This is a genomic window from Micromonospora sp. CNZ280, assembly GCF_011759515.1.
This window is the reverse complement of sequence record NZ_JAAOYP010000001.1, coordinates 197,565-223,418: the sequence shown is the minus strand read 5'-3', so window position 1 is coordinate 223,418 and position 25,854 is coordinate 197,565. Positions and strand designations below refer to the sequence as shown.

The 25,854-nt window shown below is 75.1% G+C and carries 25 protein-coding genes and 1 pseudogene; 12 read left to right on the top strand and 14 right to left on the bottom strand.

What is annotated here, in order from left to right; translation table 11 throughout:
* Nucleotides 1–66 precede the first annotated feature (66 nt).
* Together FHX32_RS01010 and proC are read left to right on the top strand one after the other, a co-directional pair.
* The gene (locus FHX32_RS01010; RefSeq protein WP_167178626.1) at nt 67–1,095 is read left to right on the top strand and encodes a 6-phosphofructokinase; all 1,029 of its coding nucleotides are present in this window, start codon (nt 67–69) and stop codon (nt 1,093–1,095) included.
* A gap of 70 nt (nt 1,096–1,165) precedes the next feature.
* Complete coding sequence (gene proC / locus FHX32_RS01005; RefSeq protein ID WP_167178624.1) at nt 1,166–1,972, top strand: pyrroline-5-carboxylate reductase; 807 nt, start codon at nt 1,166–1,168, stop codon at nt 1,970–1,972.
* A 1-nt stretch (nt 1,973) separates the two neighbouring features.
* Here proC and FHX32_RS01000 read toward each other — a convergent pair whose 3' ends face one another.
* Nucleotides 1,974–2,561 (bottom strand): flavoprotein, encoded by a 588-nt coding sequence (locus FHX32_RS01000; protein WP_167178622.1) that lies wholly within the window; start codon nt 2,559–2,561, stop codon nt 1,974–1,976.
* Between the two features lie 253 nt (nt 2,562–2,814).
* The gene (locus FHX32_RS00995) at nt 2,815–4,107 is read right to left on the bottom strand and encodes a DUF1343 domain-containing protein (protein WP_167178620.1); all 1,293 of its coding nucleotides are present in this window, start codon (nt 4,105–4,107) and stop codon (nt 2,815–2,817) included.
* A 132-nt stretch (nt 4,108–4,239) separates the two neighbouring features.
* On the opposite strand from FHX32_RS00995, the gene FHX32_RS00990 reads away from it, so the two are divergent.
* Nucleotides 4,240–4,590 (top strand): DUF2203 domain-containing protein, encoded by a 351-nt coding sequence (locus tag FHX32_RS00990; protein ID WP_167178618.1) that lies wholly within the window; start codon nt 4,240–4,242, stop codon nt 4,588–4,590.
* Between the two features lie 148 nt (nt 4,591–4,738).
* On the opposite strand, the pseudogene FHX32_RS34800 reads toward FHX32_RS00990, so the two are convergent.
* Together FHX32_RS34800 and FHX32_RS00985 are read right to left on the bottom strand one after the other, a co-directional pair.
* Nucleotides 4,739–5,026 (bottom strand): annotated as a pseudogene (locus FHX32_RS34800) (class F sortase); the annotation flags it as partial.
* Nucleotides 5,027–5,120: 94 nt separating this feature from the next.
* Nucleotides 5,121–5,615, bottom strand: a complete 495-nt coding sequence (locus tag FHX32_RS00985; RefSeq protein ID WP_167178616.1) for a glutathione peroxidase — start codon at nt 5,613–5,615, stop codon at nt 5,121–5,123.
* Nucleotides 5,616–5,769: 154 nt separating this feature from the next.
* Here FHX32_RS00985 and FHX32_RS00980 point away from each other — a divergent pair, with 154 nt between their 5' ends.
* The 4 genes from FHX32_RS00980 to FHX32_RS00965 all read left to right on the top strand — a co-directional run bounded on the left by FHX32_RS00980 (nt 5,770) and on the right by FHX32_RS00965 (nt 10,623).
* Complete coding sequence (locus FHX32_RS00980; RefSeq protein ID WP_167178614.1) at nt 5,770–7,395, top strand: glycosyl hydrolase family 18 protein; 1,626 nt, start codon at nt 5,770–5,772, stop codon at nt 7,393–7,395.
* 148 nt (nt 7,396–7,543) lie between these two features.
* Complete coding sequence (locus FHX32_RS00975; RefSeq protein WP_167178612.1) at nt 7,544–8,056, top strand: hypothetical protein; 513 nt, start codon at nt 7,544–7,546, stop codon at nt 8,054–8,056.
* Between the two features lie 94 nt (nt 8,057–8,150).
* Nucleotides 8,151–9,557 (top strand): class II 3-deoxy-7-phosphoheptulonate synthase, encoded by a 1,407-nt coding sequence (locus FHX32_RS00970; RefSeq protein ID WP_167178610.1) that lies wholly within the window; start codon nt 8,151–8,153, stop codon nt 9,555–9,557.
* Between the two features lie 43 nt (nt 9,558–9,600).
* Nucleotides 9,601–10,623 (top strand): GntG family PLP-dependent aldolase, encoded by a 1,023-nt coding sequence (locus FHX32_RS00965; protein ID WP_167182032.1) that lies wholly within the window; start codon nt 9,601–9,603, stop codon nt 10,621–10,623.
* A 95-nt stretch (nt 10,624–10,718) separates the two neighbouring features.
* Here FHX32_RS00965 and FHX32_RS00960 read toward each other — a convergent pair whose 3' ends face one another.
* Together FHX32_RS00960 and pknB are read right to left on the bottom strand one after the other, a co-directional pair.
* On the bottom strand, nt 10,719–11,594 hold the full coding sequence (locus tag FHX32_RS00960; RefSeq protein WP_167178608.1) for a deoxyribonuclease IV: 876 nt from the start codon (nt 11,592–11,594) through the stop codon (nt 10,719–10,721).
* Nucleotides 11,594–13,579 (bottom strand): Stk1 family PASTA domain-containing Ser/Thr kinase, encoded by a 1,986-nt coding sequence (pknB, locus tag FHX32_RS00955; protein WP_167178605.1) that lies wholly within the window; start codon nt 13,577–13,579, stop codon nt 11,594–11,596. The genes FHX32_RS00960 and pknB overlap by 1 nt, the downstream gene beginning before the upstream one ends.
* Nucleotides 13,580–13,731: 152 nt before the next feature.
* Between pknB and FHX32_RS00950 the strand changes: the two genes are divergently transcribed.
* Complete coding sequence (locus tag FHX32_RS00950; RefSeq protein WP_167178603.1) at nt 13,732–14,124, top strand: Rv2175c family DNA-binding protein; 393 nt, start codon at nt 13,732–13,734, stop codon at nt 14,122–14,124.
* A 37-nt stretch (nt 14,125–14,161) separates the two neighbouring features.
* On the opposite strand, the gene FHX32_RS00945 is transcribed toward FHX32_RS00950, so the two are convergent.
* Nucleotides 14,162–15,244 (bottom strand): polyprenyl synthetase family protein, encoded by a 1,083-nt coding sequence (locus FHX32_RS00945; protein ID WP_167178601.1) that lies wholly within the window; start codon nt 15,242–15,244, stop codon nt 14,162–14,164.
* A gap of 9 nt (nt 15,245–15,253) precedes the next feature.
* Nucleotides 15,254–16,654 carry an NsdA family TPR-like regulatory protein gene (locus FHX32_RS00940; RefSeq protein WP_486480859.1) on the bottom strand — a complete coding sequence of 467 codons (1,401 nt, stop codon included), beginning with the start codon at nt 16,652–16,654 and terminating at the stop codon, nt 15,254–15,256.
* 260 nt (nt 16,655–16,914) lie between these two features.
* On the opposite strand from FHX32_RS00940, the gene metF reads away from it, so the two are divergent.
* Nucleotides 16,915–17,832, top strand: a complete 918-nt coding sequence (gene metF / locus FHX32_RS00935) for a methylenetetrahydrofolate reductase [NAD(P)H] (protein ID WP_167178592.1) — start codon at nt 16,915–16,917, stop codon at nt 17,830–17,832.
* 44 nt (nt 17,833–17,876) lie between these two features.
* Nucleotides 17,877–18,599, top strand: coding sequence for a CDP-alcohol phosphatidyltransferase family protein (locus FHX32_RS00930; protein WP_167178590.1), 723 nt, complete (start codon nt 17,877–17,879; stop codon nt 18,597–18,599).
* A gap of 31 nt (nt 18,600–18,630) precedes the next feature.
* Here the strand turns inward: FHX32_RS00930 and FHX32_RS00925 are convergent, their stop codons facing one another.
* The 6 genes from FHX32_RS00925 to FHX32_RS00900 all read right to left on the bottom strand — a co-directional run bounded on the left by FHX32_RS00925 (nt 18,631) and on the right by FHX32_RS00900 (nt 24,041).
* A complete protein-coding gene (locus FHX32_RS00925) occupies nt 18,631–20,118 on the bottom strand; it encodes a phytoene desaturase family protein (RefSeq protein WP_167178588.1) in 1,488 nt (495 codons plus the stop codon).
* Nucleotides 20,119–20,126: 8 nt separating this feature from the next.
* Nucleotides 20,127–21,254, bottom strand: a complete 1,128-nt coding sequence (locus FHX32_RS00920; protein ID WP_167178586.1) for a glycosyltransferase family A protein — start codon at nt 21,252–21,254, stop codon at nt 20,127–20,129.
* A 78-nt stretch (nt 21,255–21,332) separates the two neighbouring features.
* Nucleotides 21,333–22,211, bottom strand: coding sequence for a carotenoid biosynthesis protein (locus FHX32_RS00915; protein ID WP_167178584.1), 879 nt, complete (start codon nt 22,209–22,211; stop codon nt 21,333–21,335).
* On the bottom strand, nt 22,208–22,810 hold the full coding sequence (locus tag FHX32_RS00910) for a GNAT family N-acetyltransferase (protein ID WP_167178582.1): 603 nt from the start codon (nt 22,808–22,810) through the stop codon (nt 22,208–22,210). Before FHX32_RS00910 ends, FHX32_RS00915 begins: the two co-directional genes overlap by 4 nt.
* Nucleotides 22,807–23,556: a monooxygenase gene (locus tag FHX32_RS00905; RefSeq protein ID WP_167178580.1), complete on the bottom strand. Its 750-nt coding sequence runs from the start codon at nt 23,554–23,556 to the stop codon at nt 22,807–22,809. Before FHX32_RS00905 ends, FHX32_RS00910 begins: the two co-directional genes overlap by 4 nt.
* A complete protein-coding gene (locus tag FHX32_RS00900) occupies nt 23,553–24,041 on the bottom strand; it encodes a YbaK/EbsC family protein (RefSeq protein WP_167178578.1) in 489 nt (162 codons plus the stop codon). Before FHX32_RS00900 ends, FHX32_RS00905 begins: the two co-directional genes overlap by 4 nt.
* 437 nt (nt 24,042–24,478) lie before the next feature.
* Between FHX32_RS00900 and FHX32_RS00895 the strand changes: the two genes are divergently transcribed.
* Both FHX32_RS00895 and FHX32_RS00890 read left to right on the top strand, forming a co-directional pair.
* The gene (locus FHX32_RS00895; protein ID WP_167178576.1) at nt 24,479–24,928 is read left to right on the top strand and encodes an SAV_6107 family HEPN domain-containing protein; all 450 of its coding nucleotides are present in this window, start codon (nt 24,479–24,481) and stop codon (nt 24,926–24,928) included.
* A gap of 96 nt (nt 24,929–25,024) precedes the next feature.
* The gene (locus tag FHX32_RS00890; RefSeq protein ID WP_167178574.1) at nt 25,025–25,819 is read left to right on the top strand and encodes a hypothetical protein; all 795 of its coding nucleotides are present in this window, start codon (nt 25,025–25,027) and stop codon (nt 25,817–25,819) included.
* The last annotated feature ends 35 nt before the right edge of the window (nt 25,820–25,854 follow it).

Sequence of the window (25,854 nt, the reverse complement as noted above, 5' to 3'; positions counted from 1 at the left end):
CTGATCCGACACATATCCTGGGGCATATCGGGCTTCATCTGATGCTCCCAGGAGGATGAGCAGATCATGCGTATCGGCGTGCTCACCGGCGGCGGCGACTGCCCGGGTCTGAACGCGGTCATCCGGGCGGTGGTCCGCAAGGGCGTCGCCAGCTACGGCCACGAGTTCGTGGGTTTCCGGGACGGCTGGAAGGGTCCGCTGGAGGGACTGTCCCGCCCCCTGGGCATCGCGGAGGTCCGCGGCATCCTGCCGCGCGGCGGCACCATCCTCGGTTCCTCGCGGACCAACCCCTTCAAAATCGAGAACGGCGTCGAGCGGATCAAGGACAACCTGGCCGCCCAGGGCGTCGACGCGCTGATCGCCATCGGCGGTGAGGACACCCTCGGCGTGGCCACCAAGCTGCACGAGCTCGGCGTCAACGTGGTCGGCGTGCCGAAGACGATCGACAACGACCTCGGCGCCACCGACTACACCTTCGGCTTCGACACCGCCGTCAACATCGCCATGGAGGCGATCGACCGGCTGCACACCACCGCCGAGAGCCACCACCGCACCCTGGTGGTCGAGGTGATGGGCCGGCACGCCGGCTGGATCGCCCTGCACGCCGGCCTGGCCGGTGGCGCCAATGTGATCCTGCTGCCCGAGCGGCAGTTCGACGTCGAGCAGGTCGCCGGGTACGTCGAGAAGCGCTTCCAGCACCAGTACGCACCGATCGTGGTGGTCGCCGAGGGCGCCCAGCCGCTGGCGGGCCAGATGGTCCTGCAGAACCAGGAGCTGGACGCGTTCGGCCACGTCCGCCTCGGCGGCATCGGCCAGTGGCTGGCCGAGCAGCTGGAGGCGAAGACCGGCAAGGAGGCGCGCACCGTCGTGCTGGGCCACATCCAGCGCGGTGGCACCCCGACCGCCTTCGACCGGGTGCTGGCCACCCGGCTCGGCCTGCAGGCGATCGACGCGGCGCACGAGGGCGACTGGGGCAAGATGGTCGCCATGCAGAGCACGGACATCGTCCGGGTGCCGCTGGCCGAGGCCACCCGCGAGCTGAAGACCGTGCCGCTGGAGCGGTACGCCGAGGCCGAGGTCTTCTTCGGCAGCTGAGCCGACCGGCGGCGGCGCGGGCGGGCCACCGGCCCACCGCGCCGCCGGCCACGGCAGGAGGGGGTACGCGGTGCACACGGTCGCCGTGATCGGCGCCGGCAAGATCGGTGAGCTGATGCTCTCCGGGCTGCTGCGCTCGGGTTGGCCGGTCGACCGGCTGCTGGCCACCGCCCGGCGTCCGGCGCGCGCGGAGGAGTTGACCGCCCGCTACGGGGTACGGGTGGTCGACAACCTCACCGCTGTCGACGAGGCGGAGGTGCTCGCCGTCTCGGTCAAGCCACAGGACGCGGCGACGCTGCTCGACGAGATCGGGCCCAAGGTGCCCGCCGACAAGCTGGTGATCTCGCTCTGCGCCGGCCTGCCGACCAGCTTCTTCAACCGCCGGCTGCCCGAGGGCACCCCGGTGGTGCGGGTGATGACCAACACCCCCGCCCTGGTCGACGAGGCGATGACCGCCATCTCCGCCGGCGCGTACGCCACCGGGACGCACCTGGCCCTGGCCGAGGAGATGTTCAAGCCGCTGGGCGCCACGATCCGGGTGCCCGAGTCGCAGCAGGACGCGGTCACCGCCCTCTCCGGCTCCGGTCCGGCCTACTTCTACCTGCTGGTCGAGGCGATGATCGACGCCGGCATCCTGCTCGGCCTGCCCCGGCAGGTGGCGCACGAGCTGATCGTGCAGACCGCCATCGGCTCCGCGGTGATGCTGCGCGACTCCGGCGAACACCCGGTGAAGCTGCGCGAGGCGGTCACCTCGCCGGCCGGCACCACCATCTCCGCCATCCGCGAGCTGGAGAGGCACGGCGTACGGGCGGCACTGCTCGCCGCGCTCGAGGCGGCCCGGGACCGGGCCCGCGAGCTGGCCGACCAGGCCGACTGAGTCAACCGGACTGCAGGGCCAGCTCCGCGACGCCGCGCACCGGCTCGGCCGGCTGCTGGGCGGGGACCCGGGCGAACCGCGTCCACCCGGCGACCACCCGGACGGCGACGTGCCACGGCTCAGGGTCGTCGACGTCGCCCGGCTCGGCGGGCGAGGGGACCGCCACGCCCCAGTGCCGCAGCCGCTCCAGGCTCTCCAGGAAGGCGGGGTGCCGGGCGAACGCCGGATCCGGCGCCGGCACGGCGACGACCGGCAGGCCGATCGAGGTCGCCTCGTTGAGCAGCCGCAGGGCCAGGTTGTCGTTCAGCCCGTACGCCCACTTGTTGACCAGGTCGAAGCTGGCCGGCGCGACCGCGTACGCGTCGGCCGGCGGCAGCGGGTGCAGCGTCTCGGCCTGCTCGTCCGTCCGGATGGGATGGCCGGTGAGGTCGGTGAGGGCGGCGAGGTCGACCGCCTCGGCGGGAGCGGCGACTGCGTGCACCTGCCAGCCCAGTTCCTGGCAGGCGGCGATGAACTCGGCGAGCTCGGCGGCGGGTTCGGCGTGGCAGACGATGAGGTGCAGGGCGGGGGATCGGGTCTTCCCGGGCATGGCGCTCCTATCGGCATGGGTGTCCCGCGCGCCAGTCGTACGGCCTGCCGCCGGTGTTCCGGCGGGACGTCGATCGCCTGGTCAGCGGCGAACGCGCCGATCGAGTGGCGGCCGGATGTCCGTGTGGGTCCCGAGGCCGAGGGTAGCGAGCCGCCCGCCGACGTGAGTCGGTTTCCGGTGAACTGGCCGGCCGACGAAAAAGCGGCGCCGGGCTGACCGATTGATCAGCCCGGCACCGGCGTCGCGGATGTCCTCAGTAGAGCAGGTACGGGGCCCGCCGCCGGTTGAAGTCGGCCAGCTCGTCGGCCCAGGCGCCGACCACGTCGTCCACGTCGGCGCCCGCGTCGATCATCGTGCGCAGCCGGGGCGAGCCGGTCAGCTTGTCCACCCAGTACGGCCGCACGGTGTCCCAGGAGTCCCGCCGCCAGGCGAACGCCGGGTACTTGTGCGCCTCGACCAGCATCGCCACCGCGGTGCGGATCGGGTCGTACGTCGCCCGGTCGACGACCTTCACCTCGACGCCGGCGCAGAGCTTGTTGAGCAGCGCCGGCTTCTGCCCGGCCGAGGTCGGCGTGAAGTACGCCTCGCGGAACTCGACGCCCGGCAGTTCACGGGCGTTGAGCCGGTCGGACCAGTGGTAGTCGAAGTCCGTCGCCAGGCCGCCGATCAGCTCGAACGGCCGGCAGGTGCCCCGCCCCTCGCTGATCGAGGCGACGCCCTCGAACAGCCCGGTGCCGGGGTAGACCAGCGCGGTGTCCGGAGTGGGCATGTTCGGGCTGGGCATCACCCAGGGCAGGTCGGCGTCGGCGGCGAGCTTGTCGCGCTTCCAGTGTCGACACCGGACGACGTGCAGGTCCACCTGGCCGCCGGCCTCGGCCGGCAGGAACTCGGCGTTGAAGAACCGGGCCAGCTCGCCCACGGTCATGCCGTGCTGCTGGACGATCTCCTTCAGCCCGACACCGGAGGTGTAGGCGCTGGTCATCATCGGCCCGTACGCCCGGCCGCCGATCGGGTTGGGCCGGTCCAGCACGACGTACCGTTTGCCGGTCCGGGCGGCGGCCATCATCGAGGTGTACATCGTCCAGATGTAGGTGTAGAAGCGGGCGCCCACGTCCTGGATGTCGAAGACGACGGTGTCGACGCCGGCCTGGCCGAACATCGTCTCCCACTTGGCCAGCGACGCCCCGTACGCGTCGTAGACGGTGATCCCGGTGCGCGCGTCGACGCCGGTACCCTCGCTGCCGCCGGCCTGCGCCGAGCCGCGGAACCCGTGCTCGGGGCCGAACGCGGCGGCCAGTTGGACCGCGTCGGAGGCGTGCATCAGGTCGACCAGGTGCCGGTAGGACCCGTCGACACCGGTCGGGTTCGAGATGACGCCGACCCGCTGGCCGGCGAGTTCGGCGAAGCCGGACCGGACGAGCACGTCCAGGCCGTTCTCCACGCGGCGGATGCCGGGCACTGCGGCGCCGGGGGAGCCGGGGGCCGCCGCCGCGACCGCTCCCGCGGTCACCGCACCCGCACCGGCCAGGAATTTCCTACGCTCCACGGTCGACCTCCCGTTCTGGTTTCGTTGAAACTTAACTACATGTAGATGGCCCGTCAAGGAAGGTTAGCTACAGGATCGGCGGTTGACCTGCGGGTGCGGCCGGCACCGGCCCGAGTGCCCCATACTGGCCCGGTGTTCACACTCGCCCAGGCCCGGCACCTGGTGGCCACGCTGCGCCCTCGCGTCGACGAGCTGATCCGGCTCCGGGCCGACCTGGCCGAACTCCGCGCCGACCTGGCCCAGGACGGTGCGAGCCCGCTCGGCGGGCGGGCCGAGGTCAAGGGGCTGGAGGCGCGGCTGCACGCGGTGCTGGACGACCTGCACCAGCACGACATCCAGGTGAAGGGGATCGCCCCGGTGCTGCTCGACTTCCCCGGCGAGCGGGACGGCCGGCCGGTGCTCTGGTGCTGGCTGGAGGGGGACGTAGAGCTGAACTGGTACCACCGGGTGGAGTGCGGCTTCGCCGGCCGCCGCCCGGTCTGATTGGTCTCCGCTCCGGTGGGTGGCGCTGCCGCGCCGGCTTCCGCTGTCCGCCGTGGCCGATGTCGACCGGGCCGGGCGTCGGGCCGTGGACGGCGGTGGTCGGGAAGCGGTCCTTGCTGGCGCGCAGCGTGCCGGTGACCCGGAACGACACCACCACCCGGTCGCCGCGCCACACCTGCACCCGGTCACCCGGGCGCAGCTCGCCGAGCCGGGCGAAGATGGCCGGCCCGTCCCGCGAGTCCAGGTGCCCGGCGATCACCGCCGGGCCCGGGTCGCCGGGGGGCCGGGCCGCCGCCGATCCGCGGCACCCGAACCCGGCTCGGTGGGCCGGCGGGCGCTGCGCCGCCCGCACACAGTCCGTCGCGCAGCCCGGACGGACACCCCCATGTCCCCGATCCGGTGTGATCGCTGGCGCTCGGTGAGTCGGTGGCGACATCAGCTCCACAGCGGACCCTGCCGAGTAGACGAGCACGGTCGTCCGGTGGGCGGGCGTCCAGCTTGCGGTGACTCGGACGCGGGACAGTCGGCGGTCAGGCCGCGTCCGGCAGCACCTTCTCGATCGCGCCGCGCAGCTCGGCGGAGTCGGGGGCCACCGTCGGGGCGAACCGGGCGGCGACCGTACCGTCCGGCGCGACGAGGAACTTCTCGAAGTTCCAGCGCACGTCACCGGTGTGCCCGTCGGCATCCGCAGTGGACACCAGAGCCGCGTAGAGCGGGTGCCGGCCCGGGCCGTTGACGTCGACCTTCTCGGTCAGCGGGAAGGTCACCCCGTAGTTGACCTGGCAGAAGTCGCTGATCTCGGCAGCGGTGCCCGGCTCCTGCCCGGCGAACTGGTTGCACGGCACGCCGAGCACCACCAGGCCGCGGGCGGCGTACTCCTCGTGCAGCGCCTGGAGGCCGGCGTACTGCGGGGTGAGGCCGCAGCGGGAGGCGACGTTGACCACCAGCAGGGCCCGGCCGCGGTAGCGGGCAAGGTCGGCCGGGCCGCCGCCGAGGGCGTCGATCGGGGTGTCGAAGACGGTCATGCGCCGAGGCTACGCGCTCGGATCACCCGCCGGTCAGCCTCCCCCGGCGGGCGCCGGAAATCGAAACATGCACATCTTGACGAAGTGATGACGTCGTGAGTAGCGTCTCAGCAATCATTTTGGAAAGTTTCCTAACTGTTTGGGGAGACGCCACATGAAGAGATCGCTCCGCCGGGCCCTCTGGGCCGGCGCCGTGGTCGCCGTCACCGTCGCCACGGTGCCGATGGCCTCGGCGTTCGGCGCCGGCACCGTCACCACCACGTTCACCAAGGTGCAGGACTGGGGGACCGGTCACGAGACCAGGGTGACGATCACCAACGGCTCGGACGCCCCGGTCAGCACCTGGCGCATCGAGTTCGACCTGCCCGCAGGCACCAGCATCGGCAGCTTCTGGGACGCGGACGTCACCCGCACCGGCGACCACTACGTCGCGGTGAAGAAGAGCTGGGCCGGGCCGCTCGCCCCCGGCGCGGCCTTCAGCTGGGGCTACAACGGCACCGGGCCGTACCGGGCCCCGCTGAACTGCACCATCAACGGCGCCCCGTGCGGCGGCGGCGCGCCGCCCACCACCACCGCCCCGCCCACCACCACGCCACCGACCACGACCCCGCCGACCACCACCCCACCGACGACGACACCGCCGACCACCACTCCGCCGGACCCGGGTGACAAGAAGGTCGTCGGCTATTTCGCCCAGTGGGGCGTGTACGCCCGCAACTACCACGTCAAGAACATCCACACCAGCGGCTCGGCCGCCAAGCTGACCCACATCCTGTACGCCTTCGGCAACACCACCGGCGGGCGCTGCACCATCGGCGACAGCTACGCCGACTACGAGAAGGCGTACACCGCCGCGGACAGCGTGGACGGCGTCGCCGACACCTGGGACCAGCCGCTGCGCGGCAGCTTCAACCAGCTGCGCAAGCTCAAGAAGATGTACCCGCACCTGAAGGTGATCTGGTCCTTCGGCGGCTGGACCTGGTCCGGCGGCTTCACCCAGGCCGCGCAGAACCCGGCCGCGTTCGCGGAGAGCTGCTACAACCTGGTCGAGGACCCGCGCTGGGCGGACGTCTTCGACGGCATCGACGTCGACTGGGAGTACCCGAACGCCTGCGGCCTCACCTGCGACAGCAGCGGCCCGAACGCGTTCAAGAACCTGGTCGGCGCGCTGCGCACGCGGTTCGGCTCGTCGGCGCTGGTCACCGCGGCGATCACCGCGGACGGCAGCAACGGCGGCAAGATCGACGCCACCGACTACGCGGGCGCCGCGACGCACCTCAACTGGATCATGCCGATGACGTACGACTACTTCGGCGCCTTCAACGCGCAGGGCCCGACCGCCCCGCACTCCCCGCTCTACTCCTACCCGGGGATCCCGCAGCAGGGCTTCTGGTCCGACGCGGCGATCCAGAAGCTGAAGGGTAAGGGCATCCCGTCCAACAAGCTCCTGCTCGGCGTCGGCTTCTACGGCCGGGGCTGGACCGGGGTGACCCAGAGCGCGCCGGGCGGCACCGCCACCGGCCCCGCCCCGGGCACTTACGAGCAGGGCATCGAGGACTACAAGGTGCTCAAGAGCAGCTGCCCGGCGACGGGCACCGTCGGCGGCACCGCCTACGCCAAGTGTGGCAGCAACTGGTGGAGCTACGACACCCCGTCGACCATCAACGGAAAGATGACGTACGCGAAGAACCAGGGCCTCGGTGGCGCGTTCTTCTGGGAGCTCTCCGGTGACACCGGCAACGGCGAGCTCATCGGCGCCATCAAGGGCGGTCTCGGCTAGGCCGCAGGCCGACGCACCACCCACACGGCGGGGAGGGACCACGCACCGGTCCCTCCCCGCCCGGCGGCGCTCCGGGCGTGCCTGGCGACCGGCCCGGCGGGTCCGTGTGACAGACTCGCGGCTCGATGGCCCGTCGACGGAGGTGGCGATGCGCGTGACGCACCGGAGGCTGGCGGCGACCGCCGCCCTGCTCGCGACCCTGCCGTTTGCCCTGCTCGGCTGCGGTCTGATCAAGGAGGACGACCCGGCGGCCAAGCCCGGCCGGGCACCCGCCGAGGAGGCGAGCGCGCGGGCCCGGGAGCGGGTGCAGGCGTACCTCGACGCGATGACCGCCAAGGACGTGGCCGCCGGCCGCAGCCAGTTCTGCGCGACCGCGCACGAGAGCTTCGACGCCGCCGCGACCGGCCCGAACGGTGACTTCGCCGACCACTTCCAGGTGCCCCAGGCGGAGATCATCGACATCCGGCCCGGCCCCCGGGGGCAGGAGGTCAGCACCTCCGTCTCGGTCACCGTCGGCTCCCGCAAGGCCACCCGGCCGCTGCTGTTCACCGTCACCCGGGACGGCGCCGACTGGTGCATCTCCGGTGAGGCACCGGGCACCGCCCCGCAGCCCGCCGACACCGCCCCGCCGCCCTCGGCCGTCCCGTCGCCCTCGTCCTAGCCTGGGCCCGGTCACGCCTGAGCTGAGCTCCCAACTGCCGGAACCGTGCCCCTCGGCGGTCGGCGGCCCCGGCGGTCGCCGTACGCTTTCTGGCATGCGCCATGAGTGGCATCAGCTGAGCCATCCCGCCGTGGGCAGTCCCGGCCTGCAGACCAGCCGTCCGACCGTCGACTCCGCCGAGGACGCGGCCCTCGGTCTGGACCGTTGGCGGGAGCTGCCCCGGGCGCAGACCCCGCCCTGGCCGGACCCGGCCCAGGTCGCCGAGGTCTGCAAGGTGCTCGACGTCGTCCCGTCGGTGGTGGCGCCGTACGAGGTCGACCAGCTCCGGCAGCGGCTCGCGCTGGTCTGCGAGGGCAAGGCGTTCCTGCTCCAGGGCGGCGACTGCGCGGAGACCTTCGCCGACAACACCGAGAGCCACCTGCTGGCCAACGCCCGCACCCTGCTCCAGATGGCGATCGTGCTGACCTACGGCGCGTCGCTGCCGGTGGTCAAGGTGGCCCGGGTCGCCGGTCAGTACACCAAGCCCCGCTCGCTGCCGACCGACGCCCGGGGCCTGCCGGCCTACCGCGGCGACATGATCAATTCGCTGGAGGCCACGCCGGAGGCGCGGATGGCCGACCCGCAGCGCATGATCCGGGCGTACGCGAACTCGGCCGCCGCGATGAACATGCTCCGCGCGTACCTGGCCGGCGGGCTGGCCGACCTGCACGCGGTGCACGACTGGAACAAGGGCTTCGTCAAGAACTCGCCGGCCGGCGAGCGCTACGAGGCGATCGCCCGGGAGATCGACCGGGCGCTGGCCTTCATCCGGGCCTGCGGGATGACCGACGACGAGGCGCTGCGCACGGTCACCCTCTACTGCTCCCACGAGGCGCTGGCGCTGGAGTACGACCGGGCGCTGACCCGGGTCTCCGACCGCCGGGCGTACGGGCTCTCCGGGCACTTCCTCTGGATCGGCGAACGCACCCGGCAGATCGACGGCGCACACATCGACTTCATCTCCCGCATCGCCAACCCGATCGGGGTCAAGCTCGGCCCGACCACCACCCCGGACGAGGCGATCGAGCTCTGCGAGAAGCTCAACCCGGACAACATCCCCGGCCGGCTCACCCTGATCAGCCGGATGGGCAACCACCGGGTCCGCGACGCCCTGCCGCCGATCGTGTCCAAGGTCACTGCGGCCGGCGCCAAGGTGGTCTGGCAGTGCGACCCGATGCACGGCAACACGCACGAGTCGTCCAACGGCTACAAGACCCGACACTTCGACCGCATCGTCGACGAGGTGCTCGGCTACTTCGAGGTGCACCGGAGCCTGGAGACCCACCCCGGCGGGCTGCACGTCGAACTCACCGGCGAGGACGTCACCGAGTGCCTCGGCGGGGCCCAGGGCATCGAGGACCTCGACCTGCCCGACCGGTACGAGACCGCCTGCGACCCGCGGCTGAACACCCAGCAGTCGCTGGAGCTGGCCTTCCTGGTGGCGGAGATGCTCCGTGGCTGAGGCGAGGAGTGAGCTTGTGCGCCCCGCGGCCGCGAGCGAGGACATGGTCGTCGACCTGCGCTCCGACACGGTGACCCGGCCGACCGCCGGCATGCGGGAGGCGATGGCCGCCGCCGAGGTCGGCGACGACGTCTACGGCGAGGACCCCACGGTCAACGCGCTGGAGGCCGAGGTCGCCGCGCTCTTCGGGCACGAGGCGGCGCTGTTCGCGCCGAGCGGCTCGATGGCCAACCAGATCGCCCTGCAACTGGTGGTGCCGCCGGCCAACGAACTGCTCTGCGACGCCGACGCGCACGTGGTCACGTACGAGATCGGCGCCGCGGCCGCGTACGGCGGCATCTCGTCGCGGACCTGGCCGGCGGTCGGCGCGGACCTCGACCCCGACGTGGTCGCCGCCATGATCCGGCCGGACGGCTACTTCGCGGTCCCGACCCGGGCGATCGCGGTGGAGCAGACCCACAACCGTGGCGGGGGCGGCGTCATCCCGCTGGCCACCCTGCGCCAGCTGCGCCGGGTCGCCGACGACGCCGGGCTCGCGCTGCACTGCGACGGCGCCCGGATCTGGCACGCGCACGTCGCCGACGGCGTGCCGCTGGCCGAGTACGGCGCGCTCTTCGACACCCTGTCGGTCTGCCTCTCCAAGGGGCTCGGCGCGCCGGTCGGCTCGCTGGTGGTCGGCAGCGCCGAGAAGATCGAGCGGGCCCGGTGGATCCGCAAGCGGATGGGTGGCGGCATGCGTCAGGCCGGCATCCTGGCCGCGGCCGGCCGGTACGCCCTCGCGCACCACATCGACCGGCTCGCCGAGGACCACGCCAAGGCGGCCCGGCTGGCCGAGGCGATCGCCCCGTTCGGGGTGCTCGCCAGCCCGGCGCGCACCAACGTGGTGCCGCTCGACCTGACCAAGGCCCCGCTGGACGCGCACGCGCTCGCCGCCGCCGCCCGCGCCGAGGGGGTGCTGGTCTCCGTGCTCGGCCCGCGCACCGCCCGCCTGGTCACCCACATGGACGTCGACGACGCCGGCATCGACCGCGCCGTCACCACCCTCACCGGCATCCTCCGCGCCTGACCCCTCGCCCTCGTTCCCGGAAAGAGTGGCTGTTCCGCGCGGAACAGCCACTCTTTCCGGGAACGAGGGCGGCTGCCCCCTGAGGAGAGGGGTGGTCAGGGGTGGAGGCGGGTGAGGGTGGCGATGTCGGCGGCGTGGCCGACGTGCTTCTCCGTCGGGGTCTCCACCACGATCGGCAGGCCGGCGGTGGCGGGGTGCCGCATGAGTTCCGCGAACGCGGGCTCGCCGATGGTGCCCTTGCCGATGTTCTCGTGCCGGTCCCGGGTCGAGCCGCACAGGTCCTTCGAGTCGTTGGCGTGCACCAGCTTCAGCCGGTCGGCCCCGACCGTCGCCACCAGGGTGTCCAGCGTCGCGGTCATGCCGCCCTCGACGGCCACGTCGTGCCCGGCCGCCCAGGCGTGGCAGGTGTCGAAGCAGACCCCGAGCCAGGGGTGCCGGTCCACCGCGTCCAGGTAGGGCCCGAGGTGCTCCACCCGGGAGGCGAGCGACCGGCCGCCGCCCGCGCTCGGCTCCACCAGCAGCATCGGCCCGCCCTCGGCGGCGGCGCCGTCCAGCAGCGGCAGCAGCGTCTCGCGGACCTGCCGCATCGCCGCCTCGGCGTGCCCGGCGTCCACCGCGCTGCCGGCGTGGAACACCACCGCGCGGGCGCCGATCTCGGTGCCCCGGCGCAGCGCGTGGGCCAGCGTCAACGCCGACCGCTCGACCGTCGCGGCGGTCGGCGAGCCGAGGTTGACCAGCAGCGAGGCGTGGATGAAGACCGGTACGTCCCGTTCGGCGCAGCCGTCGCGGAACAGCGCGTCCTGCACCGGGTCGCCCACCGGCAGCGCCCAGCCGCGGGAGTTCGAGACGTAGACCTGCACGACCTCGGAGCCGGCGGCGTCCAGGTACGGCAGGGCCGCCTTCGCCAGGCCGCCGGAGGTGGGCGTGTGCGAGCCCACCCGCCGACGCCCGCCGGGATGCGCCGCGGTCATCACAGGCACCCGAGGGTGACCAGGGTGCCCGGCGGCACCTGGCTGTTCTCGTTCGGGTTCTGGAAGCGCACGACGCCGTTCGGGTTGAACTGCACGGCGACCGGGAAACCCTGGCTCTCCAGCAACTGCTTGGCCTGCGGGCAGGGCAGGTCGACCACCCGGGGTAGAACCGTCAGCGGCGGGCCCTTGCTGACCTCCAGCTTGACCCGGGCGCCCTTCTCGACACCGGTGCCGTCGGACGGGCTCTGCCCGAGGATCTCGTCCCGGGGCTTGTCGGAGTCCTTGTAGTTCTCCACCGGCACCAGGCCCAGCTTGGTCAGGGTCTCCCGGGCCTCGGTGAGGCTCTTGCCGACCAGGTTCGGCACCGAGACCGGGGCCCGGCCCTTGCTCAGGATGAGGGTGACCTTGGCGCCCGGCTTGACCTCCGTACCCACCTTCGGGTTGGTGTCGATGACCACCCCCGCCGGCAGGTTGTCGTCGTAGCGCGACGCGCCCTTGACCGCCACCAGCTTGAGGTTGACCAGATCCGCCTCGGCCAGTTCGAAGTCCTTGCCCACCACGTCCGGCACCGGGAAGCGCTCCGGGCCCAGCGAGAGGGTGAGCGTGATCGTCCCACCCTTGACGATCCGGGTCGCCGAGGCCGGGTCCTGCACCAGCACGGCGTCCTTCGGGACCTGCTCGTCGTAGCGTGGCTCGGCGTACACCAGGGTGAAGCCGGCGCGCTCGGCCTGCGCCTCCGCCTCGGCCTTGGTCAGGCTCACCAACTGCGGGGCAACGGTGTAGCGGCCCACCCCGAACCACCATCCGGTCAGGGCGGCGACCAGGCCGAGCACCACCACGGCCGCGGCGACGGCCTGCCGGCCGCGCCGGTCGGCCATCACCCGGGTGCGCAGCGCCACCAACCGGGACCACAGGTCCTGCCCGTCCTCCGGGGCGGCCCGCCGCCGGCCGGCGCGGGGTCCGCCGCCCTCGGGCAGCCGGGCCCAGGACGGCCGCTCGGCCGGCTTGACCGCCGCGACCACCATGGTCGGCTGGGCCACCGGCGGCTCGTCGGTCACCCGGCGCAGCACGGCGGTACGGGTGTTCGGGTTGCCCAGGTCGTCGCGGGCCACCTGCACCTCGGCGAGCAGGGCGCCGGCGTCGGTCGGCCGGGCGCCCGGGTCGCGCCGGGTGGCCCGGGCGACCAGGTCGTCGAGGGCCTTCGGCAGCCCGGGCACCAGCGTCGACGGCGCCGGTACGTCCTGGTCGACGTGCTGCCAGGCGACCTCCACCGGGCGGTCCCCGTCGTACGGGACCCGGCCGGTGAGCATCTCGAACAGCACGATGCCGGCCGAGTAGACGTCGGTGCGCGGGTCGGCGTGCCCGTCGGTGACCAGCTCCGGCGCGACGTACGCCACGGTCGCCATCAGCTGGTTGCCCTGCGTCTCGTCGGCGCTCGCCTCGACCGCCCGGGCCAGCCCGAAGTCGGCCACCTTGACCACGCTGTCCACCAGGTTCGCCACACCGCCGGTCGGTGCCTCGGCGACCAGCACGTTCTCCGGTTTGACGTCCCGGTGCACCAGCCCGGCCCGGTGCGCGGCGGCGATCGCGGCGAGCATCTGCTCGAAGATGGCCAGCGCCTCGTCCGGGTTGAGCCGGCGCCGCTCGGCGAGCACCTCGCGCAGGGTGCGGCCGCGCACGTACTCCATGACCAGGTACGGCAGCCCGTTGTGGGTGCCCTGGTCGTAGACCGCCACCACGTTGGGGTGGGTCAGCCGGGCGATGGTCTTCGCCTCGTCGGTGAACCGCTCCAGGAACCCGGCCAGGCGGGCCCGCGCCTCCGGAGCCTGGGTGGGGTGAATGATCTTGACCGCCACGGTGCGCTCGAGGCGCTCGTCGGTGGCGGTGTACACGGTCGCCATGCCGCCACGGGCCACGCGACCGCGAATGCGGTAGCGCCCGTCGATCAGCGAGCCCAGCAACGTGTCGGCGACCTGTGTGTCCATCGGCAGGGAGTCTATGTGTCCGTAGGGTGAAGGTTGAACAGGATGCTACAGCCGGGGGCGGGCAGACCCCTCCCCGCCGCGCGCCACCTGCGGACATGACCCGCCCGGGGTGCCGTTGACGCAGGCCGGGCCGGGCATGGCAGGGTGGTCGGGTGACCGACTCCGTACCCGCCGACCGGGCCGTGCCCGGCCCCGACCTCGCCGGCCCGGCCGACCCGGCCGACTGGCTGACCCTGCCGGACGTCGCCGAGCGCCTCGACGTGTCGATCAGCAAGGTGCACCAGATGGTCCGGGACCGGGAGCTGATCGCGGTCCGCCGCGACGGCGTCCGCCGGATCCCGGCTGACCTGGTGGCCAACCGTACGGTGCTCAAGCACCTGCCCGGCGTGCTCACCCTGCTGGCCGACGCCGGTTACGACGACGAGGCCGCGCTGCGCTGGCTCTACGAGCCCGACGACGCCCTCCCCGGCGCCACTCCCGCCGCCGCCCTCGCCAGCGACCAGGCCCGCGAGATCAAACGCCGCGCCCAAGCCCTCGGCTTCTGATAAGCCGCCGGGGGCGGGGCGGGGTGGGGTGGGAGGGTCAGTCGGCGCGGCGGGTGGCGGCGATGGCCAGGTCGACCAGGGCCTGGCGGGCCTCGGTGTCCAGGTCGACGGTGGTCAGGGCGGCCAGCGCGGCGTCGGTGAGGGTGACGATCCGCTGCTCGGTACGGGCCAGCGCGCCGCACCCGGTGATCAGCTCACGGAGCCGGGTGACGCCCTCCTCGTCCAGTTCCGGGTCGCCCAGCCGGCCGAGCAGCAGTTCCCGCCCCGCCTCGTCGGTCGCCTCCAGGGCGGCCGCCACCAGGTAGGTGCGCTTGCCCTCGCGCAGGTCGTCGCCGGCCGGCTTGCCGGTCTGGGCCGGGTCGCCGAAGACCCCGAGCACGTCGTCGCGGAGCTGGAACGCCTCGCCCAGTGGCAGCCCGTACGCCGAGTACGCCGTCCGCACGTCCGCCGATGCTCCGGCCAGCGCGGCGCCGAGCAGCAGCGGCCGCTCCACCGTGTACTTCGCCGACTTGTAGCGGGCGACCTTGCCGGCCCGCTCCACCGAGGTGTCCCCGGTGGCCTGGGTCAGCACGTCGAGGTACTGCCCGACGGTCACCTCGGTGCGCATCTCGTCGAAGACCGGCCGGGCCCGGGCCACCGTGCCCGGCTCCAGACCGGCGGAGTGCAGCAGCTCGTCGGACCAGACCAGGCACAGGTCGCCGAGCAGGATCGCCGCCGCGTCGCCGAAGCCGTTCGGGTCCCCACGCCAGCCGGCCGACCGGTGCCGGCTGGCGAACCGCCGGTGCACCGCCGGCTCGCCCCGCCGGGTGTCCGAGCGGTCCATCAGGTCGTCGTGGATCAGAGCGCTGGCCTGGACGAACTCCAGCGCGGCCAGGGCGCTCACCACCTGGTCGGAGTCCACCCCGCCGGCGCCGCGGTAGCCCCAGTAGGCGAACGCCGGCCGGAGTCGCTTGCCGCCGCCGAGGACGAACGCCTCGATCGCCTCGGCGACCGGTGTCAGGGCGTCGTCGACCCCGGCCATCCAGGTGCGTTGGGTGGCCAGGAACTCGGCCAGGGCCTTGTCGACCCGTTGGCGCAGCCCGGCGCGGTCGACGGGGGAAACAGGAGCAGCGTCGGTCACGCCCTGACGCTAGCCGGTCCGCCTCCGCGCCGCCGTACCCGTGGGTATCCGACGCGCCGGGGCGGCCGTGCCGCGGCCCGGTGGCGCGCCGGAGCGGGCCCGGCCCGCCGGCGCTCGGGGCAGGTACGGCCCGGCCGCCGCGACGAGCGCCGCGTACCGCCGCGCGGCCGGCTCGTGCGGGTGCCCGGCGAGCCGGCGGCGCAGCTCGGACAGCGGGCCGAGTGCCCGCGGCGAGCCGGCGCGGACCGCGTCGAGCAGCGCCTCGCCGGCCACCGCGCAGGCCCGCTCGACCTCGCCGAGTTGCAGGTAGCCCCGGGCCAGCCAGCCGCCGTAGATGGCCGCGCCGCGCGGGTGCCCGCGCCGCCGGGCGGCGACCAGCGGCGCCTCGGCCGGGCCCGGGTGGCCCAGCGCGACCAGCGTGCGCCCGGTCATCGCCGCCAGTTCGACCCCGTCGAGCCAGTAGAGCCAGGACGGCTCCCGGCCCGGTTCCGGCGGGTCGCCACCCGCGCGCCGCGCCTCGTCGAGGGACTGCCGGGCCGCGGCGGCCCGCCCGCCGAGCGCGGCCGCCAGTGCCACCCGGTGCAGCAGCAGCGCCCGCAGGCCCGGCGTGGCGTGCCGGCGCGCCCCGGCGTACCCGGTGCGGGCCAGCACCAGCGCGCCGGCCGGGTCGCCGAGGCCGGCCAGCAGGTGGCTGGCGGAGCCGAGCACGTGCCCGGCGAGCGCCACGTCCCCGGCCGCGGTGGCGGCCCGCAGCGCCAGGCGGTAGGCGTCCAGCCCGCCCACCGGGTCCCCGGCGTCGGCGGCGAGCCAGCCGGCCAGCTGGGCGGACTCGGCCAGCACCGGCAGCAGCCGGCGGCGGGCCGCCGGGGCCGCCCCGGACAGTGCCCGGACCGTCCGCCGCATCCGGCCGGCCGCCAACCCGGCCAGGTCGGCCCCGCCGCACAGGTCGTCGAGCCGGCGCAGCTCGTCGGGCGACCGCCGGTCCCGGTCCGGCGGGTCGGGTTCGGCTGGCCCGGCCGGCGCCGCGACCGCCAGGCCGGGCGACGCGGCGACCAGGAGGGCGGCGTGCGGGTCGGCCAGCCACCGCTGGGCCAGCGCGAGCAGCGCGGCCCGCGACCGGGCGCCGGCACCGGGCACGGCCGGCGGGGCGCCCAGCGCCCGGGACCGGGTCGCGGCGGAGTGCAGCAGCTCGACCGGCGCGTCCAGCACGACGGCCAGCCAGCCGAGCCAGAAGTCGCCGGGGACGCGCAGTTGCCGTTCCCACCGGGAGACCTCGTGCCGGCTCAGGGTCGGCACGCCGGCGGCCGCGCATAGCTCGGCGGCCAGCCGTGGCTGGCTCCAGCCGCGGGCCAGCCGGAGCTGGGCGAGCAGTGGCCCGAGCAGCCGCGGGCCGGGCGGGAACGGCGTCATGGGTCCTCCGGGTGGGCGTCGGCACGGCGGCGACGCGCCCCGCCGGACGGGACCGTGCGCCACCGATCGGATCTCGACCCCCGCGCGCCCCCCGGTGCGGCCGGCCCCGGCCGGCCCACCCGCGCTGACCCCATGCCTACTCCGCGGGTACGACGCTTTCCGGCGCCCGCCGGCCCGACCGCGGTGTCATCGGGGCGGCCCGGTGTCCGACGGGGTGGGAAGGCGTGGGTGCGACCGGCGCCGCCCGCTACAGTCGTGGCGTGGCGCTCGGTCTTCCCTCCGTCCTTCCCCAGTCGCAGCCGGCGATCGGGGAGCTGATCCGTGACCGCCAGCCGACCTTCTCCTTCGAGTTCTTCCCGCCCAAGACCGAGCAGGGCGAGCGGCTGCTCTGGCAGGCGATCCGCGAGCTGGAGCCGTTGCGCCCCTCGTTCGTCTCGATCACCTACGGCGCGGGCGGGTCGACCCGGGACACCACGGTCGCGGTCACCGAGCGGATCGCCACCGAGACCACCCTGCTGCCGATGGCCCACCTCACCGCGGTCAACCACTCCGTCGCCGAGCTGCGGCATGTGATCGGCCGGCTCGCCGGAGTCGGCGTGCGCAACGTGCTGGTCGTGCGGGGCGACCCGCCGGGCAACCCGGGCGGCGAGTGGGTCCGCCACCCCGAGGGCGTGCTCTACGCCGAGGAGCTGGTCCGCCTGGTCCGCGAGTCCGGTGACTTCAGCGTCGGGGTGGCCGCCTTCCCGTACAAGCACCCCCGGTCGCCCGACGTGGCCAGTGACACCGAGTACTTCGTCCGCAAATGTCGGGCCGGTGCCGAGTTCGCGATCACCCAGATGTTCTTCGACGCCGACGACTACCTACGGCTGCGTGACCGGGTGGCGGCCGCCGGCTGCGACACCCCGATCCTGGCCGGCGTGATGCCGGTGACCCAGATGAGCACCATCGAGCGGTCGGTCCAGCTGTCCGGGGCGCCGTTCCCGCCGGCCCTGGCCGAGCGGTTCGAGCGGGTCGCCGACGATCCGGAGGCGGTGCGCCGGCTCGGCATCGAGCAGGCCAGCGAGATGTGCCGGCGGCTGCTCGACGAGGGCGTGCCGGGGATCCACTTCATCACCCTCAACCGCTCCACGGCCACCCGCGAGGTCTGGCAGCACCTCCAGGTGGGCGCGCGGGTGTGAGCGTACGGGCCGCGACACCTCGGCCGCGGTGCGACGGTTGATCCGTGGTGGGCACACAGCTGCTGAAGTGGGACGACTACGCGACCGCCTGGGCCCGGCTGCACGGCGGGTTCGACCCCCGGGTGGCGGCTCCGGTGGTGCGCGCCTGGCTGCGGTTCGCCTACCACGTCGGGTACGTGCTGGGCCGGCTCCGGGTCGGCCCGACCCCGGTGACGGTGGCCGGCGTGCTGCTCTGCGTCCTCGTGCCGGTGTTCGCCGTACGCCCGGGGGACGGGCCGTTCCTCGGGGCGCTGTTCGTGCTGCTCGCCGCGGTGGCGGACAGCGTCGACGGCGCGGTGGCGGTGGCCACCGGCCGGACCACCCGGCTCGGCTACGTCTACGACTCGGTCGCCGACCGGCTCGGTGAGGTCGCCTGGCTGGTCGCGTTCTGGCTGGTCGGCGCGCCGGGCGCGCTGGTGGCCACGGCCGGTGCGCTGTCCTGGCTGCACGAGTACGTCCGGGCCCGGGCGGTCGCCGCGGGCATGCGGGAGATCGGCGCGGTGACCGTGGGGGAGCGCCCCACCCGGGTCTCGGTGGCCCTGGCCGGGCTGCTGCTCGCCGGGCTGACCGGGCTGATCGAGCCGGACCTCGCCGCCGGCACCATCACCATGGCCACCGCCGTCTGGGTGCTGCTGGCCGCCTTCGGCCTGGGCCAGCTGCTCTCCGCCGTCCGCCGTGCCCTGCTCGACGCGGACCGGCCGCCGGACCGGGCCACGGCGCCGCGATGATCCCGCTGAGCGGCCCGGCTGAGCGGTCGGGTCACCAGGCGGAGCCGATCTCGTCGGCGACGATCTGCGCGGAGAGGGTGACCATCGGCAGGCCGCCGCCGGGGTGGCTGGAACCGCCGACCAGCCACAGTCCGCGTACCGGGCCGCGGTTGGCCGGGCGGAGCAGCCCGCCGGCCGTGCCGTAGATCGACCCGCCGGGCGCGCCGGTGGCGGTGTCCAGGTCGGCCGGGGTGCGGATCTCGCGGAACAGCAGCCGGTCGCGCACGTCGACGCCGCGCTCGGCCAGCACGTCCAGGATCCGGTCGGCGTACGCCTCGGCCAACCCGGGCCGCCGCCAGTCCACGGCGCCGGCGGCGGTGCCCTGCCGGGGCGCGTTGACCAGCACGAACCACGCCTCGTGCCCGGCCGGGCGGACCAGCGGGTCGTCGGCGACGGTGACGAACACCGTCGGGTCGGGCGCCGGGCGGGCGCGCACCCCGCGCCCCGGGTCGCCGAAGACCGCGTCGAACTCGGCGTCGTGGTCGCGCGGGAAGAACACGGTGTGGTGGGCCAGGCCGGATGCGCCGGTGACCCCGAGCAGCAGCACGAAGCCGGCCAGGCTGCGGTCGGCGAGCCCGGCCAGCCGGCGCGGGCTGGGCAGCAGGTCCCGGTAGACGGTGAGCGCGTCGGCGTTGGCCACCACCACGTCGGCGGGGACGGGCGCCGCGACGCCGGCGAGGCGTACCCCGGTCACCCGGCCGCCGGCGGCGTCGATCCGGGTGACCTCGGCGCCGGTCTGCACCACCACGCCGAGATCCAGGCAGCGGGTCAGCAGCGCGTCGGCGAGGGTGCCCAGCCCGCCGCGCAGGTACCAGCCGCCGAAGGCCAGCTCGGCGTACGGGACGGCGACCAGCGCGGCCGGGGCCCGGCGCGGGTCGGCGCCGGTGTACGTGGCGTACCGGTCCAGCAGCATCCGCAGCCGGGGGTCGGACAGGTGGCGGCGGCCCAGCCCGCGCAGGCTCCGGCCGGGGGCGACCGCGGCCAGGTCGCCGAGCCGCCAGGCCAGCGCGGCCAGGTCCCGCGGGGACCCGACCGGGCGGCGCAGGATGTCCTGGTGGGAGGCCTGCCAGACGCGGCCGGCCCGGCGCCACAGCCGCTGCCAGTCGGCCGCGGCCCGGTCGCCGAGCGCGGCGCCGATCCGGGCGGCGAACTCGGCCGGGTCGGCACACGAGTCCAGCGCCGGCCCCCCGCCGGGGAAGACGTGCCGGACGATCGGGTCCAGCGGCGCGAGGTCGAGGTACTCGTCGAGCTTCGCACCGGTCGCCTCGAACAGGTCGTGGAAGACCTCGGGCAGGGTGAGCAGGCTGGGCCCGGTGTCGAAGTGGAACGGGCCGGCCGGCGTGTCGTGCAGGTACCGGCCGAGCTTGCCGCCCACCGTGTCGGCCCGTTCCAAGACGGTGACCTGGTGCCCGGTGACGGCCAGCCGCGCGGCGGTGGCCAGCCCGCCGACTCCGGCGCCGACGACCACGATCCGCGCCATGCCGCCTCCTAGGTGACCGGGCGGCCCCGCCAGGTCAGCCGGCGCCGCTTCCGCAGATCGTACGACCGCAGGGTCAGCCAACCGAGGACCACGACCGACACGGGGTGTGCCAGCGAGTCGGGCCACCACCGGCCGCCGGTCGCCCGGGCGCTGATCGCCCGTCCGGCCACCCCGAGCAGGTACGCCGCCGCGGCGGCGGCCGCCACCGGGACCGCCCCGGCGGCGAGCGCGCCCACCGCCAGCAGCGGCGGTGCGGTGTAGAGCAGGAGCAGCAGCGCCACCACCACGGCCGCCGACACCGGGTGGCCGAACGAGGCCCAGAGCGACTTGGTGTAGCCGTCGCGCAGCTGCGGCCAGTCCTCGTACATCCGGCAGGTGGCCAGCCGCGAGCCGTCGGCCAGGGCGATCCGGCCGCCGGCCCGCTTGACCGCCCGGGCCAGCTCGATGTCCTCCAGGACCTTGTCGGCCACCGCGACGTGCCCGCCGGCCCGTTCGTAGCCGGCCCGGTCCAGCACCAGGAACTGCCCGCCGGCCGCGGCCAGCGACGGCCGCGGTGAGCGCTCCATCGCGCGCAGCGGCAGGAAGGTCAGCCACAGCCACTGCAGCAACGGCTGGACCAGCCGGTCCGCCGCCGTGGCCACCAGGATCCTGGGGTACGGCGACAGCAGCGTCAGCCGCGCGGCACGCAGTTCGGTGACCGCCGCCGCCACCGCGTCCGGGGCGAGCACCACGTCGGCGTCGACGAAGACCAGCGTGGTGGCCGCCGGGTCGGCCCGGCTGGCCAGTTGCCAGCAGGCGTACGGCTTGCCCAGCCAGCCCGGCGGCGGGGCGGTCCCGCTCAGCAGGGTGACCCGCGGGTCGTCGCCGGTCACCGCCCGGACCACCTCGGCGGTGCCGTCGGTGGACCCGTCGTCGAGCACCACGACGCGCAGCCCCGGCACGCCGCGCTGGGCGAGCAGCGCGCGCAGGCACGGGGTGACCCGGGCGGCCTCGTCGCGCAGCGGCAGCAGCACCGCGACCGGCTCGTCCACCGGGGCCGGCGGCGCGGCCGGGCGGCGCAGCCAGCGGCCGGCGTTGACCAGCGTGTGCGCGGTCAGCGCGGCGACCCCGAGCAGCAGGAGAAGGACGCCGCTCATGACGGCGATCCGCTGCGCTGCGTGCCGCCAGGGGGCACCGTCGCGCCGAGCCTGCCGATTCGCCCGCTCATGGCCCGCTCATGCCGGGGCGTCGGCGTCGGCGCGCCGGGGCGGGTGGGACGCCGGCCGGTCGTCGCGGCGGGTCCGCAGCAGCGTCAGCGCGAGCGGCACCGCGGTCACCGACATGCCGGCGGCGCCCCACAGCGCGGAGGCGGGCAGGCCGAGGAAGACCGCGTGGGCCAGCACGCTGGAGCCGTACGTCCACAGGTAGAGCGCGAACATCGGGTGGTCCCGCCGGTCGGTGCCGGCCACCGCCGGCCCGGCCAGCGGGCGCAGCGCGGCCATCAGCAGCACCGCGAAGAGCAGCCAGCCGAGGTAGTTGCTGACCGGGACGCCGGGCAGGCCGGGCAGCGCCGGGGTGGCGTCCCGCCAGACCCAGTGGCCCTCGGCCACCATCTGCGGGTCGAGGAAGAGGTCCCAGGTGGCCAGCCCGAGCGCGGCCAGCGCGACCCGCCGGACGGCGAGCCGGACCGGTGACCGGGGGTGGGGCGGCGCGGGGTGGCCGCCGGCCGGGGCACTGGGGTCGGGTGGCGTGGTGAGCCGGACCGCGGTCAGCCAGGCCGGCCAGGCCATCCAGGTCCACGCCAGCGGGATGACCAGCGGCACTCCGGCCAGCTTCGGGCCCAGCTGGCCGGAGTAGTCGTAGCTGCCGAACGGGAAGCCGGTGGCCACCCCGAGCGCCTCGATGGCGAACCCGCCGCCGGTGGCCACCGCCACCAGCGCCGCAGCGGTACGCGCACCCCGGCTCAGCAGCGCGTGGCCGACCGAGAGCAGCCAGCCGATGCCGACGGTGGCCACGGTCAGCCGGGCCCGGGTCGTCCCGGTGGTCAGCGGGTAGCAGATCTGCGCGAGCACCAGCACGGCCAGCAGCGCCCAGCAGGCCCGCTGCCGGTTCACGGCGCGGCCGGGCCGGGCGGGGCCTGCGCGGAGCGCGGCGGGGCCGGCGCCGGGCCGGGAGGCGGGAGGGGGAGGTCCCGGCCGAGCACGCCGAACGGGCGCTCGTCGCCGGGAAAGTGGAAGTCGCGCAGGATGTCGACGAAGCCGAACCGGCGGTACAGCCGCCAGGCCCGCGACCGCTGTTCGTCGGCCTCCGGGGTGGACAGCAGGGTGGTGGCCCCCTCGGCCATGGTGAGCAGGGCGCGCAGCTGCCCCGCGCCCAGGCCGTGCCCCTGCGCCGGCGGCCGGACGTGCAGCTCGACCACCTCGAAGCAGTCGGCCAGCCAGCGCTGCCGGGCGGCCGGGTCCAGCGCCCGCCAGACCTGGTCGTGCCACCACTGCCCGGGGGCGCCGAGGTAGCCGTAGCCGAAGCCGGCCAGGTGCCCCTCGGTGGTCAGGCTGGCCACGGCCCGGAAGCCGGGGCGGCGGACGTGGGTGGCGATGTAGCCGCGGCGGGCCTCCAGCAGGTCGGTGCGGTAGCCCATCGCCTCGCCGTAGACGGCCACCACGTCGTCCAGCCGCCGGACGAGATCGTCCGGCGTCCACCGCACCAACCTCATGCCCGCGCGCCCTTCGCCGTCTCCGCGTCGCCGTCCGCGACCCACCCCAGCACCGTCCGGTCACCGACCACGTCGCACACCGCGAACCGCGCGAAGAGTTCCTCCGCGTACCACCCCTCGGTGGGGGTCCGCATGATCGCGGCGCGGTGCTCCGGGTGACGGTACGCGAACGCCACCAGGTGCGCCGGGTCACGCCACACGCTCACCGTGCCCTGCCAGCCCAGCGGGGCCTCGCCGACGCCGAACCGGGCGAGCAGGCCGGGTGCGGCGTGCAGGGCGGCGGCCACCGGCGGGACCGCCCGCCAGAAGGTGACCGCCCGGCGGGGCCGCAGCCGGGCCCGGGTCAGCGCCAGCACCGGGCCGTCGGCGCGGCCGCCGGGCGGCTCGCCGAACGGCCGGCGGCCGGACCACTCGCCCCGGCTGGTCAGCGGGCGCAGGTCGAGCCGGACGGCCGAGCGGGCGATCCGGGACCAGGCCCGGCCCACCGGCGAGGCGTCGAAGCCGGCCGCCGCGGCGGGGGAGTCCCACACCGCCAGCGCCGCCCACCGGGTCAGGTCGGCGTCACCCGGGCCGAAGCCGGTGCCGGTCCCGGTGCCGAGGAGCTTGCCGAACCGTACGCCCGGCACGGCGCGCAGCCGGCGCGGGTCGAGCGCCATCCGGGCCAGCGCCCGGGGCAGCGCGGGCCGGGAGGTCCGCCACACGTGCAGGGTGACCAGGCCCGGTACGGCGGGTGCGGGGTCGCTCACGCCACCTCGGCCGGGGCGCCGGCGGTGATCCGGAGCAGTTCCCGGTACGTGGTGGGAAAGACCGCCTGCGGCACCCCGCCGGCGGCCCAGATCTCGTCGTACGCCGCCAGGGCGGTGTCCACCAGGGTGCGCAGCGGCTTCGGGTGGCCCAGCGGGGCCACCCCGCCGATCACCTGCCCGGTGTGCGTGCGGACGAAGTCGGGGCTGGCCCGGCGCAGCCGGGTGACCCCGATGCCGGCGGCCAGCCCGGCGGTGTCCACCCGGTGCGCGCCGGAGGTGAGCACCAGCAGCGGCTCGCCGTCCGCCTCGAAGATCAGCGAGTTGGCGATCTGGCCGACGCCGACGCCGAGCGCCTCGGCGGCGGCCGCGGCGGTGTGCACCGCCTCGGGCAGCAGGCGGACCAGGCTGGGGGCGCCGGAACCGTTCCGCGCGTCGGCGGCGTCGAGCGCGTCCTGCACCGCCCGTACGTTCGGGTGTGACTGCATGCCCGCCATTCTTCCCGGTACGCGGGTGCGGTCCACGACCGGCCGCGCGTCACACGTTGCATTTTCGTCGGAGGGAGGGTGTACTGTCAGCAGTAGTTAGAACGAGTGTTCGATTGCCTCGTACGCTCGTTCCAACCAGCCCGGGGCGGTGTTTCGCGGCGCCGGCTCCGGGCGGTGCGGCTCCGCGGGCCGCACCGGGGTTCCGGGCAGTCGCGAGCCCGGTCCCGTCAGGCAGGAGCGTCGCCCGCCGCCCACGACCCCCGGGCGGCGGGCGACGAACCCGCCGGTACGCCGGCCGGGTGTGGTGTGGGGAAGCGTCCACACCCGGCCGGCCCCCATCCGGTGCGTCTTCCTCCGCACCACTCGATCCGGCGCCCCGCCGGCGGTCCGTCCGCCGCGGTGGGGTGGCGACCCGGCCACGTGGAGGAGACAGTCCCATGCCGACCAACCCGGCTCAGGCACCGACGGTGCCGGCGCACGTGCTGCCGCACCGCACTCCCGCCCAGCTTCTCGCGGTGGCTCGCCAGGGGCTCGCCGAGGCCGTCCGGACCCGTCCCGACGGCCTCCGTTACGCGGCCGCCCACCTGGCCGCCCTGCGCGCCGCCGCCGCCCTGCTCGCCGCCCGGGCCCGCCCGGCACCGGCCCGGCGCAACCGGATCACCAGCGTCTGGGTCCTGCTCTCCGGGGTCGCTCCCGAGCTTGACGAGTGGGCCCGGTTCTTCGCCGCCGGCGCCGGCAAGCGGGCCGCCGCCGAGGCCGGCATCCCCCGGGTGGTCACCGCCCGGGAGGCCGACGACCTGCTGCGCGCCGCCGAGCAGTTCGTCACGGTGGTGGAGACCGCGCTCGGCGTGGCCCACCAGCCGGCCCTCGACGGTCTGGCCGCCTGACACCTGTGACACCCCGACCGCCCGGCGGGGGGAGCCGGGCGGCCGGGGCGCCCACGCGCACATCTGATCCGAACAGCACGACGGGGGGTAGGTCCGATGGCGGGCCGCATGGTGGTCGGTTCCGCCGCACTGGCCGGCCTGGTCCGTCCGGCGAGCGCGCCGGACCCGGCGGGCGGCCACCGGGTGCTGCCGGTGGCCCCGGAGCTGACCGGCCTGCTGCCCAACCGAGGGTTGCGCCGCGGCAGCACCGTCGCGGTCGCCACCGGCCAGCCCCGGCGCAGTGGCGGCACCTCCCTGGTCCTGGCGCTGCTCGCCGAGGCGTCCCGGGCCGGCTCGTGGTGTGCCGTGGTCGGGGTGCCGACGTTCGGTGCGGGAGCGGCCGCCGAGTACGGCATCGCCCTGGACCGGCTCGCCCTGGTGCCCAACCCGGGTCCGGAGTGGGCCACCGTCGTCGCCGCGCTGATCGACGGGGTGGACGTCGTGGTCACCGCGGTGCCGGCCGCGGTCTCCGCCTCGGTCGCCAACCGGCTGGCCGCCCGGGCCCGCCAGCGGGGCAGTGTGCTCGTCCCGTACGGCCGGTGGGACGGCGCGGACGTGACGTTGCAGGTGGTCCGGGGGGTGTGGGAAGGGCTCGGGCCGGGCCGCGGGCGGCTGCGCCGCCGGGAGGTGACCGTCTCGGCGCGCGGGCGCGGGGCGGCCGCCCGCCCCAAGGAGGTCAAGGTCTGGCTGCCCGGTGACGGGCTCACCCGGGTCATCCCGCGACCGGCGGCCACCTCCGTGGCCTCCGTCACCGGCCGGTCGGCCGCCGGCCGGCTCCGCCCGGTGCCGCCGGCCGGCCCGTCCGACCCCGTCGGGCGGCCCGGCACGCTCACCCTGGTCGGTCCGGCATGAGCGACGTCGCTCCCGACCGTCCCGGCGGGCCGCCG

Bases quoted from the DNA above. Each gene is read 5' to 3' on its own strand.
- FHX32_RS00975 (WP_167178612.1), top strand. From the start codon at position 7,544: ATGCGCGTGACGCACCGGAGGCTGGCGGCGACCGCCGCCCTGCTCGCG.
- FHX32_RS00970 (WP_167178610.1), top strand. From the start codon at position 8,151: ATGCGCCATGAGTGGCATCAGCTGAGCCATCCCGCCGTGGGCAGTCCC.
- FHX32_RS00900 (WP_167178578.1), bottom strand. From the start codon at position 24,041: ATGCAGTCACACCCGAACGTACGGGCGGTGCAGGACGCGCTCGACGCC.
- FHX32_RS00940 (WP_486480859.1), bottom strand. From the start codon at position 16,654: ATGACGCCGTTCCCGCCCGGCCCGCGGCTGCTCGGGCCACTGCTCGCC.
- FHX32_RS00985 (WP_167178616.1), bottom strand. From the start codon at position 5,615: ATGACCGTCTTCGACACCCCGATCGACGCCCTCGGCGGCGGCCCGGCC.
- FHX32_RS00960 (WP_167178608.1), bottom strand. From the start codon at position 11,594: ATGACCGCGGCGCATCCCGGCGGGCGTCGGCGGGTGGGCTCGCACACG.
- FHX32_RS01010 (WP_167178626.1), top strand. From the start codon at position 67: ATGCGTATCGGCGTGCTCACCGGCGGCGGCGACTGCCCGGGTCTGAAC.
- FHX32_RS00890 (WP_167178574.1), top strand. From the start codon at position 25,025: ATGGCGGGCCGCATGGTGGTCGGTTCCGCCGCACTGGCCGGCCTGGTC.
- FHX32_RS00965 (WP_167182032.1), top strand. From the start codon at position 9,601: ATGGTCGTCGACCTGCGCTCCGACACGGTGACCCGGCCGACCGCCGGC.
- FHX32_RS00910 (WP_167178582.1), bottom strand. From the start codon at position 22,810: ATGAGGTTGGTGCGGTGGACGCCGGACGATCTCGTCCGGCGGCTGGAC.
- FHX32_RS01000 (WP_167178622.1), bottom strand. From the start codon at position 2,561: ATGCCCGGGAAGACCCGATCCCCCGCCCTGCACCTCATCGTCTGCCAC.
- pknB (WP_167178605.1), bottom strand. From the start codon at position 13,579: ATGGACACACAGGTCGCCGACACGTTGCTGGGCTCGCTGATCGACGGG.
- FHX32_RS00920 (WP_167178586.1), bottom strand. From the start codon at position 21,254: ATGAGCGGCGTCCTTCTCCTGCTGCTCGGGGTCGCCGCGCTGACCGCG.
- FHX32_RS00980 (WP_167178614.1), top strand. From the start codon at position 5,770: ATGAAGAGATCGCTCCGCCGGGCCCTCTGGGCCGGCGCCGTGGTCGCC.
- FHX32_RS00895 (WP_167178576.1), top strand. From the start codon at position 24,479: ATGCCGACCAACCCGGCTCAGGCACCGACGGTGCCGGCGCACGTGCTG.
- FHX32_RS00925 (WP_167178588.1), bottom strand. From the start codon at position 20,118: ATGGCGCGGATCGTGGTCGTCGGCGCCGGAGTCGGCGGGCTGGCCACC.